This is a genomic window from Psychrobacillus lasiicapitis (genome assembly GCF_006861795.1).
Taxonomy (GTDB): Bacteria; Bacillota; Bacilli; order Bacillales_A; family Planococcaceae; genus Psychrobacillus; species Psychrobacillus lasiicapitis.
Genome location: NZ_VDGH01000005.1, coordinates 99,034 through 114,042, shown reverse-complemented (window position 1 = coordinate 114,042; position 15,009 = coordinate 99,034). Strand labels below are relative to the sequence as shown.

The window sequence follows — 15,009 nt, the reverse complement described above, 5'->3', positions numbered from 1 at the left end:
CTCCGTCTCGAACACGACAAAATCATTAGCGCCTTACTTTAAGTAGACTTGTTATATGAAAAATTGGTTGCTTTCATCAGTATTTTGGTTGCCCTTGTGCTAATTTGGTTGCTCTCAGTATAGAAATGGTTGCTTTCAACTGCAGTTTAGTTGCTTTTAGCCGTTTTTAGGAATTATTTATTCAGCGACTATAAAATTTTAGCGTTTAACGCGGTAGATTCTTGTGAGAAGATTCGTCGCTCGCCCGCAGAAAGCGAAGTGCAGTCAGTTTTAACCATGTATTCACATCCAAAAAGAAAAGCATTGGATGGCTTGATAGCCATTCAATGCTTATTTAGTAACTTTTACATCCCATTTCACTTGAAAGGAAACAGTTCCATTTTTATTTGGTTCTTCGTCGTAGCATTCTGTTAAATAACCGCCGATTTTCTGTTGTTGCTCGGCTAAAAAGCCTGCTTCTAATCGGTGGCTTCTTGTTTTTCCGCTTTGAGGTAAATTGAACGTATGTAAGGTATAAAATGCAGAATCTTTTGTTGTTTTCTCTAACTCTAGTGTTCCCCAACCAGCTTGTTGGAAGAATGTAATGGCTTCTTCCATCGAGTAAAGAGGGAACTTGCGAGCAAGATCTTTTCCAGCCCAATATAAAATATCTTTTTCATGTTTTCCGAGAATAGAAGCAAGCACGTGGTCTCTTAATAATTCATATCCAAAGGAAGTTACATGTGAATGTTCCTTATCATTCAAGTAGCAACCCTTCTTTCAAAAAGTGAGTATCATTTGTCCTCGTCTATTTTATCATAAATAATTTCTTGGTGGTAATGGAATAGTTTGTGAAAAAATAAACGAATTATTATTCAAAAATGTATTTAGAAGATTATTGAAAAGTCTAAAGATGCCTTGACGCTCTAAAATGATGAGAGTACAATAGATATGTCATAAATTCGTAACATGATGATGTGAACCACGTATAAAAACTACTCTATTAGAATAGTTTTTATGCAGAGCAAATGTAAATTTGAGGGGGGTAACTGTTTTGTCGAAAGATCGCGAATTTTATTGGCGCCGCTTACATTCTCTATTAGGAATCATTCCAGTTGGATTATTTGTGGCGCAGCATTTAGTAGTAAATCATTTTGCTACTAGAGGAGAAGAGGCTTTTAATAAAGCATCTGGTTTTATGGGAAGTCTTCCGTTTGTTATTTTATTGGAGATTTTCATCATTTATTTACCATTAATGTTCCATGCTTTTTACGGTATATATATTGCGTTTACCGCAAAAAACAATCCACAGAGATACGGGACGCTACGAAACTATTTATTTATTTTACAAAGAATTACGGGAATTTTTCTTGTTGTTTTCATCGCATGGCATGTATTTGAGACAAGGTTTCAAGCGGCGATTGGTGCGAAAGAAGTTAATTTTAACATGATGGCGGAGATTTTATCAAATCCATGGATGTTAGGCTTCTATATCGTAGGAGTTATTTCTGCAACATTCCATTTAGCTAACGGTATTTGGTCATTCTTAGTTAGTTGGGGAATTACACAATCACCACAATCCCAACGAATTGCTACATATGTAACATTAGTAATCTTCTTAGCGTTATCTGTAGTTGGTGTACAAGCTCTTTTAGCATTTGTATAAGAACTTTATATACATTCAACTACCATAAAATCGAGGAGTGAGAATAGCATGGCAAAAAGTAAACTTATTGTTGTCGGCGGTGGTCTAGCTGGATTAATGGCAACAATGAAAGCAGCCGAAGATGGCACGCACGTAGATCTATTTTCATTAGTTCCTGTAAAACGCTCACACTCTGTTTGTGCACAAGGCGGTATTAACGGGGCTGTAAATACAAAAGGGGAAGGGGATTCACCTGCAGTACACTTAGATGATACTGTATATGGTGGAGACTTCCTAGCAAACCAGAGACCAGTAAAAGCAATGACTGATGCTGCTCCTGGAATTATTAGCTTATTTGACCGGATGGGTGTTATGTTCAACCGTACGCCAGAAGGTTTATTAGATTTCCGTCGTTTCGGTGGTACATTAATGCACCGCACAGCATTCTCTGGTGCAACGACTGGTCAACAATTACTATATGCTTTAGACGAGCAAGTGCGTCGTTTTGAAGTAGATGGTCTAGTTACGAAGTTCGAAGGATGGGAATTCCTTGGAATTATAAAAGATAGCGAAGGGGTTTGTCGCGGTATTAAAGCACAAAACCTTCAAACAATGGAAATTCGTGCATTCCGCGGAGATGCTGTTATTATGGCAACTGGTGGTCCTGGAATTATTTTCGGTAAAACGACTAACTCTATTATCAATACTGGTTCTGCAGCTTCTATCGTTTATCAACAAGGTGCTTACTATGCAAATGGAGAATTTATTCAAATTCACCCAACTGCAATCCCAGGTGACGATAAACTGCGCTTAATGTCAGAATCAGCACGTGGTGAGGGTGGACGTATTTGGACGTACAAAGATGGAAAACCTTGGTACTTCCTAGAAGAAAAATATCCTGCATACGGTAACCTAGTGCCACGTGATATTGCAACACGTGAAATTTTCGACGTATGTGTTAACCAAAAACTTGGTATTAATGGGGAAAACATGGTTTACCTGGATCTTTCACACAAAGATCCACACGAACTGGACATTAAACTAGGTGGAATTATCGAAATCTATGAGAAGTTCACTGGTGATGACCCTCGTAAAGTTCCGATGAAGATTTTCCCTGCTGTTCACTATTCAATGGGTGGACTATGGGTAGATGAAGATCAAATGACTAATATTCCAGGTCTTTTTGCTGCTGGTGAATGTGATTATTCTCAACATGGTGCGAACCGTCTAGGAGCAAACTCTCTACTATCAGCTGTATTCGGCGGAAGCGTTGCTGGTCCAAATGCCGTTAATTACATGAGTAAATTAAAAACTCATGCGATCGATATGGACGATGCTATCTTTGAAGCTGAAGTGAAACTTGAGCAAGAAAAGTGGGATAAGACGCTTGCGATGAAAGGTACAGAAAATGCTTACTTGATTCATAAAGAATTAGGTGAGTGGATGACTGATAATGTAACAGTAGTACGTTACAATGACAAGTTAGAAGAAACAGACAAAAAAATCCAAGAATTGCTTGAACGATATGAAAATATCAATATGGATGATACACAACAGTGGTCTAACCAAGGTGCATCATTTACTCGCCAGTTGAAGAATATGCTTGTGTTAGCTCGTGTTATTACACTCGGAGCTCTTCAACGCAATGAAAGCCGTGGAGCTCATTACAAACCGGAATTTCCAGAGCGTAATGATGAAGAGTTCATGAAAACTACAATGGCTAAATTTGATCCGGCAACTGGAGCTCCAGTTATTCATTATGAAGAAATTGACGTATCGCTTGTTGCACCTCGTAAACGTGATTATTCTACGAAGGGAGAAAATTAATCATGGTAACAGCAACTGAAACTAAAAAAGTTCAAATTGAAATTTTTCGTCAAGATACTCCAGAATCAACACCATATTGGGAAAAATTCGAAGTGAATTATCGCCCTAATATGAACGTTATTTCTGCCCTAATGGAAATTCGTCGAAATCCTGTCAATGCTGACGGGAAAGCGACTACACCAGTAGCGTGGGATATGAGTTGTTTAGAAGAAGTGTGTGGAGCTTGTTCGATGGTTATCAATGGTAAACCACGTCAATCTTGTTCTGCATTAATCGATCAATTGGTTCAACCGATTAAACTAGCACCAATGAAAACATTCCCTGTAGTTCGTGACCTTCAAGTAGACAGAACTCGTATGTTTGATTCATTGAAAAAAGTTAAAGCTTGGGTTCCTATCGATGGATCTTATGATCTTGGTGAAGGACCACGTATGCCAGAACGTAAACGTCAATGGGCATATGAATTATCTAAATGTATGACTTGTGGTGTTTGTTTGGAAGCTTGTCCAAACGTAAATAGTGGTGCATCTTTCATGGGACCAGCCCCACTATCACAAGTACGTTTATTTAATGCACATCCAACTGGTTCAATGAACAAAGATGAACGCTTAAATGCTATTATGGGAGATGGAGGCCTTGCAAACTGCGGTAACGCACAAAACTGTGTTGTTGCATGTCCAAAAGGTATTCCTTTAACTACTTCTATTGCTGCATTGAACCGTGATACAACAGTTCAAATGTTTAAAAACTTCTTCGGAAGCGACCATATGGTTGACTAATATATAATGTGGAAATCTGCGTAGAATGAAATGTTCTATGCAGATTTTTTCTTTCTCTGTTACAATAAATGAATAAAAATTCATTTATGGGGGAATGTTTTTATGCGAGCTAATTACATAGAAGATGTTGCGAGTTGGGAACAGGAATTTTCTTTTTTTGTGGAAGTAAGTGTACGTTTTTCAGAAACGGATATGTATGGACATTTGAATAATACAGTAACGTTTGCTTATTTTGAATATGCACGAATTGAATATTTCAAACATATCCATCTCATGAGCGACTGGTTGAATCCCAAGGGAGAAAAAATCCCAGTCGTTGCGGATTTACAATGTGATTATGTCAAACAAGTATTCTTCGACGAAAAACTCCGGATATATGTAAAAGCAAATACGCTAGGTTCTTCTTCTGTAGATATACATTACATGGCGAAAAATGAAAAAGGTGAAATTGTCTTTACTGGCAGGGGTTCTGTCGTCCAAATTGACAAAAAAACAGGTAAAGCTTCCAAGTGGAATGAAAAAGAACGAGAAGTTTTTCAAAAACAGTGCTAACTAGCCGTCACCTACTATCCCGGTGCTACATACGTTAGAAGGAGAGTGGATAGGGGGCTAAGGCATTGTACGATAACAATCAGCATCGATCAATCTTGACGAACAGAGAACGTCAAATTTTTCAGTTACTTGTAGAAGATAATTCTACAAAAGAAATTTCAATTCAGTTATCAATTAGTGAAAAGACGGTCAGAAATCACATTTCTAATACGATACAAAAACTAGGAGTATCGGGAAGGTCACAAGCAATTGTGGAACTATTAAGACTAGGCGAACTATCGTTGAATTAACCTCAATCCTTGCCATTTTCCTCAGAACACGTCACAATAATAAATATGTAGAATTGTTTTGAGGAGTGAAGGATTAGATGGCAGATGATAGAAGAAATACGGAACATAATCAAGAAGATGTTGCTTTTTTAGAAAAAGAGCTTCGACATATATCAGGAATCATTAAGCAAAGAGGCCGTCAAATTTTAAATGCATATACAATCACACCACCGCAGTTTGTGGCCCTTCAGTGGCTGCTAGAGCTTGGAGACATGACTATCGGTGATCTTTCCACTAAGATGTATCTAGCTTTTAGTACTACGACTGATTTAATCGATCGTATGGAAAGAAGTGAACTAGTTCAACGAGTGAGAGATGAACAAGATCGCCGTGTAGTGCGTATACATTTACTTGCGGAAGGTGAACGTATTATTGAAGAGGTTATTGATAAAAGACAGCAATACTTAAAAGATATCCTTGGTCAGTTTAACGAAAAAGAAGTAGCAAATTTATCGATTTTACTAGAAAAATTGCATCAAGAGATGAAAAAGAACTGAGGAATTAACGTGAAAGCCCCAATTGGTGTTATAGACTCTGGAGTAGGTGGTTTAACAGTTGCAAAAGAAATTATGCGACATCTACCTAATGAAGAAATTATTTATATAGGAGACACAGCAAGATGTCCATATGGACCAAGGTCAAGTGAAGAGGTGCGCAAGTTTACATGGCAACTCGCTACTGCGCTTGCTAAAATGAATATAAAAATGCTCGTTATTGCCTGTAATACGGCAACGGCTGTAGCACTTAATTCATTGAGTAAAAAAATGCCTTTTCCTGTTATAGGTGTAATTTTTCCAGGAGCAAGGGCAGCGATTAAGGCAACAAAGAAAAATGAAATCGTAGTGCTAGGTACAAGCGGTACGATTAAAAGTGGAGCGTATGAAGAAGCAATAGCAGCTTTGAATACGTCTAGCAAAGTTATTCCACTTGCTTGCCCTACCTTTGTTCCACTCGTTGAAAGTAATGAATATGAAGGCGAGTTTGCAAGGAATATGGTAATGGAGACATTATTGCCGTTAAAAAAGGAACAATTCGATACAGTTATTCTCGGGTGTACGCATTATCCGTTACTACAAAAGCATATTGAAGAGGCAGTTGGCCCGCATGTAAAAGTACTTTCCTCTGCCGAAGAAACTGCCCAGGATGTTAATGAGTATTTAGATTATCATCATATGCATCATCCAATTGAGGAGAAAAAAATACCTGTTTTTTATACAACGGGATCGGTCCCGATTTTTAAAACAATTGTGGAAAAATGGTTAGATTTACAAAATGCAGATGTACGAACAATTTCATTCAAATGACCCTGTTAGCTTGAGACGACTTAAATAACGGGGTCTTCTTTTGCGTAAAGGAATGGACTAAAGGAGAAATTTATGATTAGAACTGATGGAAGAAAAGTAAATGAACTAAGAGATGTAAAAATAGAAACTGATTATTTAATTCATCCGGAAGGCTCTGTATTAATAACGGTTGGACGAACAAAAGTCATTTGTAATGCGACGATTGAAGACCGTGTGCCACCGTTTTTAAGGGGACAAGGGAAAGGATGGATTACTGCAGAGTATTCCATGCTGCCACGCGCCACAGAATCCCGTAACCAAAGAGAATCATCTAAAGGGAAAGTGACGGGACGTACGATGGAAATTCAACGACTAATAGGACGAGCATTACGCTCGGTTGTCGATTTAGAAATAATCGGGGAAAAAACAATTTGGATCGATTGTGACGTCATTCAAGCAGACGGTGGTACAAGAACTGCAAGTATTACAGGTGCATTTGTTGCACTGACGATTGCGCTAGGGAAATTATATGAGCAAAAGCAGCTAGCCTATTTTCCTGTACGTGAATATTTAGCTGCAACAAGCGTGGGAGTAATAGAAAATGTTGGAGTCGTGTTAGATTTAAATTATGAAGAAGACTCTGCTGCCGCTGTTGATATGAATATTGTCCAAACGGGTAGTGGTGAGTATGTAGAACTTCAAGGTACTGGTGAAGAAGCGACCTTCTCTAGAAAACAACTTATGGACTTATTGGATTTTGGTGAAATCGGTATTAAACAATTAATGGATGTGCAGCAAAGTGCACTTGGCGAATTAGCAACTAAAATTGGTGAAGGAGGTACTGAAACAGTATGAAAAAAATAATTATTGCAACGAAAAATAAAGGAAAAGCAAAAGATTTTGAAGCGCTCTTTGGTCCACTTGGATATGAGGTACTAACACTTCATGACGTGGCAGATGATATGGATGTAGAAGAAACGGGAACAACTTTTGAAGAAAACGCATTACTAAAAGCCACGGCCCTCGCTAACCGTTTACAAACAATGGTCATAGCAGATGACAGTGGACTTGAAATCGACGCCCTAGACGGACGCCCAGGCATCTATTCTGCGAGATATGCGGGGGAAGAGAAGAGCGATGAGGCAAATATTGATAAAGTGCTAGAAGAGCTTAAAGACATCAAAGAATCTGAAAGAACAGCTAGATTCGTTTGTGCGATTGCGGTAGTTTCTCCAACAAGTGAACCATTTACAGTAAGGGGTACTTGTGAAGGAGTCATTGCTTCAGAAAGAAAAGGCACGAATGGATTTGGTTACGATCCAATCTTTTTTGTTCCTTCCGAAAACAAAATGATGGCTGAACTAACGGCGGAAGAAAAAGGGGCTATCTCTCATCGAGGCAATGCGCTCCAATTACTTGCAGCTAATTTAGATAATTTAGTCGGGAAAGCGTAAATATACCGATGAAGTTATTAGTGATGAGTGACACGCATCGTGACATAGCGACAATGGAACGGGTAATGGAGCATTGGAGAGAAGTGGACGCAGTAATTCATTGTGGTGATAGTGAATTACCTGCTTCTTCTTTTGAAAGTAAACCTGTTCATATTGTCCGAGGAAATTGTGATTTTGATGAGGGGTTTCCTGAGGAAGAAATAATTGAACTAGGGAACGAAAAAATATTAGTGGTGCATGGTCATAAGCATCAAGTGAAAACAACGCTGATGCCACTTAAATATCGCGCCGAAGAAGTGCATGCTTCGATTGTTTGTTTCGGACATTCTCATTTACTTGCTGCAGAATTACAAAACGGCCTTTTGTATATTAATCCAGGAAGCTTACATATGCCCCGTGGGCGTAAAGAGAAAAGTTATGCAATTGTAGAAAAAGTCGAAGATACATGGCTTGTAAACTTTTACTCGGCGGAGCATAAGATTCTAGAAAGTATCAGTTTTTGATTTTATTGAACACAGGGATACCCCTAAGAAAATGACGCAAAAACCCTTGAACGAAATTGACTTAAGTTTAATTAAAAAAATAATATAATTTTTTTAGAAAACGTTGACTTTGTTCAAATATAATTATATAATAAATCTTGTCTTTCCTATCTGTGTGGTGGGGGAGTACTTGTCTCAGTAGCTCAGCTGGATAGAGCAACGCCCTTCTAAGGCGTCGGTCGGGAGTTCGAATCTCTCCTGGGACGTAAAAGAAAAGGTTATGAATCCTTGGGAAATAAGGGTTCGTAAATGAATGGGGATTAGGTCAGGGCTTCGGTCCAAGAGACTTAGTCCCTTTTTTTATCCCTGTCATTTTATGTAAATTTATACCGAAACTATCTTCTAATTCAATTGAATGGAGGATTTTTTGTTATGACAAAGAAAACAGGGCTGTTTGACGTGAATATTGATTTAGATAGTATTATGTTAGTTCCCGAGCAAACCGGTTCACAGAGGGTTAATTCAAGAACTATTGATGAAGCATCAGGAATCATTGTTCAGCAGATGACAGCGAGTGGCTACAGGCATCGGACTATCAAAGATTATGAGACTATTATAAGAGGCTTCAGGAAAGTTCAAGATGTTCAGTATCTGTCGGATATTACGCTTAATACAATCTATGGATGGCTTGAACAAATGCAAGTGTCGAACCAAACAAAGCTGACTAGACTTAAGGCTTTAAAATCATTTTTAAGCAAGTGTTTCAATAATGGGTGGTATGAGTCTAAGTTTTGGCAAATGGTGTCTGTAAAGGTCGATAAGAAGGTTAAAAAGGGAGCAGATGAGAAGGATATACAAATCTTATTGTCATTGTTAGATTTAAATACCTTCGTAGGCTTACGTGATGCAGTAGCGGTACTTACTATGTACAAAACAGGCATTCGAATCAATACTTTAGGACAGCTAGAAGAGAAGCATATCGATTTCAATAACATGGTTATTTATATGGATGGGGCTATTCTAAAGAATCATCAGTTTTTAAAATTGCCTCTTGATAATCAATTACTTAAGTTGCTACAAATACTAATTCAGCAAAACCAAAAGATACGGAGTCACTATAATGAGCAGAATAAAAATGTTTTCATTTCAACAAAAGGAACATCGTTAAATACAAAATCAACAAATAACGCAATCTCAAAGCAATTGACAAAGTATAGTAAAAAATATGGCTTAACAAACATCAATGCACATGCACTTAGACGAGCTTATGCCAAGAATTTGTTGAACAAGGGAGCGAATGTAGCTCTCATTAGTAAAGCACTAGGACACTCAGATCTCGGTGTGACTACTCAATATTTAGATTTAGATGTAGAACAGGTCGCATCTGATTTAAGGGAATACCTATAATATTGTTGACTGGATTCTTTTTATTTTCTATTTGAATGACTTTTTCGAAGTAGTTATGAAAGATGCTAATAAAGTTGTAGATATACTTATAGCTACTCATTCCTGTCAATAATTACACCGTATGAAAGGGGATAAATGATTGTAAAACACTCTTTATAGACATAATTATTACGTGTGATTCTTTGGGAGATATATTTTATTTGTGTTCTCTAAGTTAATGGAGGGTATTGAAAGTTTTTCCAATCAACATTGTATAATAAATTCGAATTTCGAAGCAGAGAAGAGGTTGTAGCTAAAGAGGTAAAGGCTGTAAATGGTAGCTTCGTTTCCAAAAACAAAACTGTAAAAACAGAAAGAATGGTTGCAATCAATAACAAAAATAACATGTTAATAATCATTTCAAATGATTAAACATAAAAGGAGAAATGTGTATGAAGATGAAGAAATCACTTAACGTAACATTGCTAGCTATGGTTTTAGCATTGATGACTGCTTGTAGTGAAGTAGGAGTTATTGATGAGAATGGCGCAGAAGAAGTAAGTAAAGAGAGTCAGACAGAGATTGTCGAGGTTTCTAAAAAGGAAGCAGTAGAAGTAGAGGAGCCAATTGAATTAGAACCTGTTGTGCAAGAAGAGCCAGTTGTACAAGAGGAAATGAGTGTATCTGATTATACTGATGCTATGTCAGAAGCAACTAGCTATATATCTAACAACATTGATGCAGTTACTACATTGGTAACGATGGCAGGTACTAATTCTCAAATTTCAGGCGCAAGCGAATATCTATCCAAGCTAGATGAAGTTGAATATGCGCTTAGAGATAATTTAGAACAAGTTCAGAGCATAATTCCACCAGAGAGATTTGAGTTGTCACATGAGCTAATAGCTAAAGCTACAGAGGAATATCTTAACGGTACGATAGCTTTTAACGATAGTATTCTAACTAAAGATGCAGAATTGACAAGCAAGGCGTTAGAGCATTTTGTTATAGGTAAACAAACAATGCATGAGGAATTTGTACAAATAGGAAATGATTCTAAATAAGCAGTATGGCGAGATGGGTTATTCATTTGCCCGTCTTTTTATTTTGGCTCGTTACTTAAACCAATAACTAATACAATGATTTAAAGACTAATACATATAATATATTAGATATTGTCTTTTATTGTTGATTTAAGTAACTAGCCAAAATGATAAAAGGTTTTTGACAGGTGCAACAAATAATGAAATTTTATAGGTTGCACTTAAATATCAAACATCAAAAACACTTTTAAATGTTAGGGGTGTTTTTGTATTTAAAATAAGATTTGCAACGTGTAAATCTAAAAAGTTGTCGATCGTCGCATCAGTAATTAGTTTATCCACGTATGAGATTAATGAAAATACTCTTAATAGACATGTCTTTCACGTACAGTAACTTATAGAAGAGTTTTTTTGCAGGACATATTAGTATTATATTGATATATCCGACGAAAAACCCCTTAGAAAAATAGCCCTATTATTGTATGTTGGTATGTGTGCTGGCGAAATTTTGAATACAAAATAAAAAAGCCTCTCTATGAATAGAGAGGTTATCACAACAATCTAATTTGACAAATAGAAGATAAAATGGTATATTTGTAATACTTCTCAAAATAATGAAGTTTGACACAAGTATTGCATCTTAATATAACTATACATCAAGCCATTATCTTTTGTCAACAGATTTATAAAAAAGATTAATTAATATTTGTAGGGGGGTTAGAAAACTTAGTTATTATTTTTTTGAATTTGTAGTCTGCGTATTTAGAGAGGTTAATTAACAATAAAAAGGAGAATGATATTATGGGACGCTATATTGATTGTGGAGAAGATTTAGTTTATAAATATACTTTAAACGAACCATCTAATTTGTACTTGATTCATGATATGTTAAAAATAGGAGGATTGAAGCGCTATACAGCTGGGGAGAAGTATGGGAATGGTTGTGATGTCTTACTACTAACTAAAAAAGATATTAAGAAGTTGAAAAAATATTTTGATTTGAGAGTCAAACAGATTGAGAGAGATAAAAAATGGGTCTTTCTGACACATCAAGTGAAGAAGAAAATTTTCTGCGAATGATTAATCATCTTATTTTTTATGTTGAAAGCCATCCATATAAAGAAGTATACGAATTTGATGGCGAATTGTAATGTTATAGTATTTGGGGAAAATATCATCATAAGTTTTTGATAAAGCATGTAGTTGATATCAGAAATTAGGATTAATTAAGTAGAGAATATACTTTTATCAGTTTAGAAGGGGTTATTCCAAAAACATAAAACAAAAGAAATATTAAGAGAGAAATGAAAAGGAACATACATAACAATTAAACATATATGGAGTTACCTCTTTTATCTTTATAAAGAGAAAAGAGGAATAATATGTCTAATAAAAATAAGGATATAATAAAAAAAATAAATGAGCTGTTTATTATGGCGAGGTATCAGTATTTGATTCTATCTGAACATGGTAATTATCAAACTTTTAACAGTTATAAAAATGAAAAGGTATTTCCTTTAAACGACTATGTTGTACAGAGGCATATAGATGGAAAAGCAACATTAGGTGTCTTTTCTTCTACCTATCACACAAAATTTATATGTTTTGATATAGATGTTAAAGATAAGGTAAAAGCTAAATGGACCGTTTATCGTCTAGTAAATGCACTAATGGAACTTGGTATACAGAATGAGGAAATTCATATTTCTATAAGTGGCAACAAAGGTTATCATGTTGATTTATATTTCAATGAACCAATTAAAAACGAATTGGCTCACGAGTTATATTTGTTGACCATGAATAAATCAGAATTGTTAAAGATTGATTATGGAGAGGTAGAGTACCGACCTAATGGAATGAGACAGGGGGTAAAACTACCGCTAGGAATTAACTTTAAAAATAAGCGTAAACCCCGTTGTTGGTATGTGGATTATTACAAAGGTTTAAAGCCAATTCGAAATGTGCAATATATTCTCAAGATTAAACAAATGGACATTGGGACTATTTACAATATCTTAGAGCGTGAACGTGATATGGTTGAAGAAAAAGAAGTTAGAGAGGTTGAAGAAGTAAGAGGATTTATTGATAGCAAGTATACACCCTTAAAAATATATAGGGAAAACATAGGTGAACAGGAAACGATTGAAGCAATCGAAAAATTGTTACATACAGGATTAACCACAACAGGCATGAGACATAATTCATTATTTAAATTAGCAAAATATTTTCGTCATCAAGGCTTAACGGAAGAAGAAAATTACAAGAAATTGGTTGAGTGGCTGAGTGAACAAGATACAAGGTGTTATACAACTAAATGGGAAGATTGTATTAAAGATATACAATCTAGCGTCAAGTACATCTACGAAAATGAGGTAAGTTTAACGATAGAAGAAAAGGATTTATTCGTTACATATGAGGAAATGAGACAGATATTGCAATTGAAAAGTAAAAATGAAAAGCTGTTGACCTATTGCTTACTCATACATAGTAAAAGATATGCAATGAAGAATGGCAATTTTTATATGGTATTTAGGCAAATGAGCGAAGCGAGCGGTTTAGCAGAAAAAACAACACGAAATTTGATTGATGTACTTGAACAAAACGGAGTTATAGAAATAATTGAACGTAATCGCCATGTACGAAATGAGCATGGTAAGGTAATAAAAAAGGAAAAAAAACCAAACGTTTATAAAATGAATATTGAATATGAAGAAGAAAAAGATTCTTCATTTAAAGTAGTGTGTAATGGTTTGAACTATTCTGATTCCTTTAATTCTTGCATTATACACTTCTTTGATAAAAAGACTTTACAGAAGATGTTACCTAGAAGACAATATGAGAATCTTGTAAAGCAAATTAGTTAAAGTTGGATGCTAACGCACCACCAATATATTAATAACCTATTATAGGTAAAAACGTACAAGTGAAATCTTTGATTAGCTTTAAGTGAAAACTTAAATAGAACAACGACCCCCAAAAAGGGGAAACATAATGCTAATCAAGGATTGCACGAACTAAATTACATTAGTTAGAGGAAGTATCAAATGAAGGTGCTTCCTTTGCTTTTATACTTAGGTATGAGAATTACTGTTGGTTTGAAGGCTTTATGAAATATCGTAATAGTTTATTTAGGGAGAATGTTTGCTAAAAGACGTTATTGATTCTAGCAGGCTTAATGTCATTACTGCGAAATCCTATATATTAATAACCTATTATAGGTAAAAACGTACATATGTATAAAAGAAGTATTTTACCTCAATAGAACCTTGTTGTCTAAAATGGAGAAGTTAGTTGGTAACTTTAGCTAGTCATTTAACTTTTTTCACGATTGAATTGTATATTTCTTCGAAAAAACTCTCTATTCCACTGAACAATTCTTCTAAGAATGTTTTGTTTTTAGCTTCATGAACCCAGCTTTCTTTTTCCCCTAGCCAATACTGGGCCAATTCAAAACCATTAATTAGCTTAATATTTAGACCCTCTGCATATTTCTTGGCATTATCGTTATAATCACTCGTAGTAACGAAGTAGCCACCAACAGCATTTCTTTTTACTATGTTTGAATGGAGAATTGAAATTGGTTCGTATTTAATTTTATCAGTAGGGTTATAACATTTAACTTGGGCAAGGTACGTATCTTTGTTCTTAAGTGTGTGTACTATATCTACTCCAAAGTCACCAGATGGTTGTGTAACAGTAGCTTTACCACCAAGTGTATTTTCCATTACTAGTGCAACAAAGCTTTCGAACATTATTGGGTTTTCTTTTACATTGCTTCCGATCTGACTCAAATTATCAATGCTGCAAAAACGATGATACATACCTAAGGCTAATGTTTCGTATATTTTATCTTCACTGTTCATTCTGCTTCAAACCCCTTTAACAATCTATAGTATCTATAGTTACCTAATATCTGCTTCTTTAATCTGATTGCTCTAGAAATAGGTGTATTTGTAAGGGGAGATAAAGGATGATTTTGTTCTAAGAAGGGTACATGGATAAAATTGATGTTTTAAACATCTCTAAACAAATTATGCCTAGTATGTATTTACAATTAAAATATTAACGGTAAAATTAACCTATTACTAAATATTCTCTATATTCTAATAAGTTAATAACTGGTATTTTTGTAGTGTGAAGGTTACTTGCAAACAGATCAATTCTTGGTAAATCTCTTTGTCGATGAACTTGTACAGTAACATCAAAATATTTCCCAAAAAGCTATATAATTTTGTGGACTAGAAGGGGGA

17 protein-coding genes and 1 tRNA gene are annotated in these 15,009 nt (G+C 35.5%); 16 read left to right on the top strand and 2 right to left on the bottom strand.

The features are described 5' to 3' along the window. Positions 1–330: 330 nt before the first annotated feature. Entirely contained in the window at positions 331–744 is a 414-nt protein-coding gene (locus FG382_RS09705) for a YslB family protein (RefSeq protein ID WP_142538706.1), read from the bottom strand. 289 nt (positions 745–1,033) lie between these two features. Here FG382_RS09705 and FG382_RS09700 point away from each other — a divergent pair, with 289 nt between their 5' ends. From FG382_RS09700 to FG382_RS09630, 16 genes are all read left to right on the top strand, one after another. Continuing rightward, a complete protein-coding gene (locus FG382_RS09700; protein WP_142538705.1) occupies positions 1,034–1,645 on the top strand; it encodes a succinate dehydrogenase cytochrome b558 subunit in 612 nt (203 codons plus the stop codon). Positions 1,646–1,693: 48 nt separating this feature from the next. Continuing rightward, positions 1,694–3,451, top strand: a complete 1,758-nt coding sequence (sdhA, locus tag FG382_RS09695) for a succinate dehydrogenase flavoprotein subunit (RefSeq protein WP_142538704.1) — start codon at positions 1,694–1,696, stop codon at positions 3,449–3,451. Between the two features lie 2 nt (positions 3,452–3,453). Further along, a complete protein-coding gene (gene sdhB / locus FG382_RS09690) occupies positions 3,454–4,230 on the top strand; it encodes a succinate dehydrogenase iron-sulfur subunit (protein WP_142538703.1) in 777 nt (258 codons plus the stop codon). Positions 4,231–4,332: 102 nt separating this feature from the next. Continuing rightward, a complete protein-coding gene (locus FG382_RS09685) occupies positions 4,333–4,782 on the top strand; it encodes an acyl-CoA thioesterase (RefSeq protein WP_142538702.1) in 450 nt (149 codons plus the stop codon). Positions 4,783–4,847: 65 nt separating this feature from the next. Beyond that, entirely contained in the window at positions 4,848–5,072 is a 225-nt protein-coding gene (locus tag FG382_RS09680) for a helix-turn-helix domain-containing protein (RefSeq protein WP_093266715.1), read from the top strand. A gap of 77 nt (positions 5,073–5,149) precedes the next feature. Further along, on the top strand, positions 5,150–5,608 hold the full coding sequence (locus FG382_RS09675; protein ID WP_142538701.1) for a MarR family winged helix-turn-helix transcriptional regulator: 459 nt from the start codon (positions 5,150–5,152) through the stop codon (positions 5,606–5,608). A gap of 9 nt (positions 5,609–5,617) precedes the next feature. Further along, the gene (gene racE, locus FG382_RS09670) at positions 5,618–6,415 is read left to right on the top strand and encodes a glutamate racemase (protein ID WP_142538700.1); all 798 of its coding nucleotides are present in this window, start codon (positions 5,618–5,620) and stop codon (positions 6,413–6,415) included. A 72-nt stretch (positions 6,416–6,487) separates the two neighbouring features. Then, positions 6,488–7,249 (top strand): ribonuclease PH, encoded by a 762-nt coding sequence (gene rph, locus FG382_RS09665; RefSeq protein WP_142538699.1) that lies wholly within the window; start codon positions 6,488–6,490, stop codon positions 7,247–7,249. Continuing rightward, a complete protein-coding gene (locus FG382_RS09660; protein ID WP_142538698.1) occupies positions 7,246–7,848 on the top strand; it encodes an XTP/dITP diphosphatase in 603 nt (200 codons plus the stop codon). Before rph ends, FG382_RS09660 begins: the two co-directional genes overlap by 4 nt. An 8-nt stretch (positions 7,849–7,856) precedes the next feature. Then, positions 7,857–8,351, top strand: a complete 495-nt coding sequence (locus FG382_RS09655) for a metallophosphoesterase family protein (RefSeq protein WP_142538697.1) — start codon at positions 7,857–7,859, stop codon at positions 8,349–8,351. Positions 8,352–8,522: 171 nt separating this feature from the next. Then, positions 8,523–8,596, top strand: a tRNA-Arg gene (locus FG382_RS09650). 166 nt (positions 8,597–8,762) lie between these two features. After that, a complete protein-coding gene (locus tag FG382_RS09645) occupies positions 8,763–9,737 on the top strand; it encodes a tyrosine-type recombinase/integrase (RefSeq protein ID WP_142538696.1) in 975 nt (324 codons plus the stop codon). A 249-nt stretch (positions 9,738–9,986) separates the two neighbouring features. Further along, positions 9,987–10,148, top strand: coding sequence for a hypothetical protein (locus FG382_RS22955; RefSeq protein WP_211356385.1), 162 nt, complete (start codon positions 9,987–9,989; stop codon positions 10,146–10,148). 20 nt (positions 10,149–10,168) lie between these two features. Beyond that, on the top strand, positions 10,169–10,780 hold the full coding sequence (locus FG382_RS09640) for a hypothetical protein (RefSeq protein ID WP_142538695.1): 612 nt from the start codon (positions 10,169–10,171) through the stop codon (positions 10,778–10,780). A gap of 780 nt (positions 10,781–11,560) precedes the next feature. Then, positions 11,561–11,839 (top strand): hypothetical protein, encoded by a 279-nt coding sequence (locus tag FG382_RS09635; protein WP_142538694.1) that lies wholly within the window; start codon positions 11,561–11,563, stop codon positions 11,837–11,839. 302 nt (positions 11,840–12,141) lie between these two features. After that, positions 12,142–13,623, top strand: a complete 1,482-nt coding sequence (locus FG382_RS09630) for a TOTE conflict system archaeo-eukaryotic primase domain-containing protein (RefSeq protein ID WP_142538693.1) — start codon at positions 12,142–12,144, stop codon at positions 13,621–13,623. Positions 13,624–14,067: 444 nt separating this feature from the next. Here FG382_RS09630 and FG382_RS09625 read toward each other — a convergent pair whose 3' ends face one another. After that, positions 14,068–14,622 (bottom strand): restriction endonuclease, encoded by a 555-nt coding sequence (locus FG382_RS09625; protein ID WP_142538692.1) that lies wholly within the window; start codon positions 14,620–14,622, stop codon positions 14,068–14,070. Between the last annotated feature and the right edge of the window lie 387 nt (positions 14,623–15,009).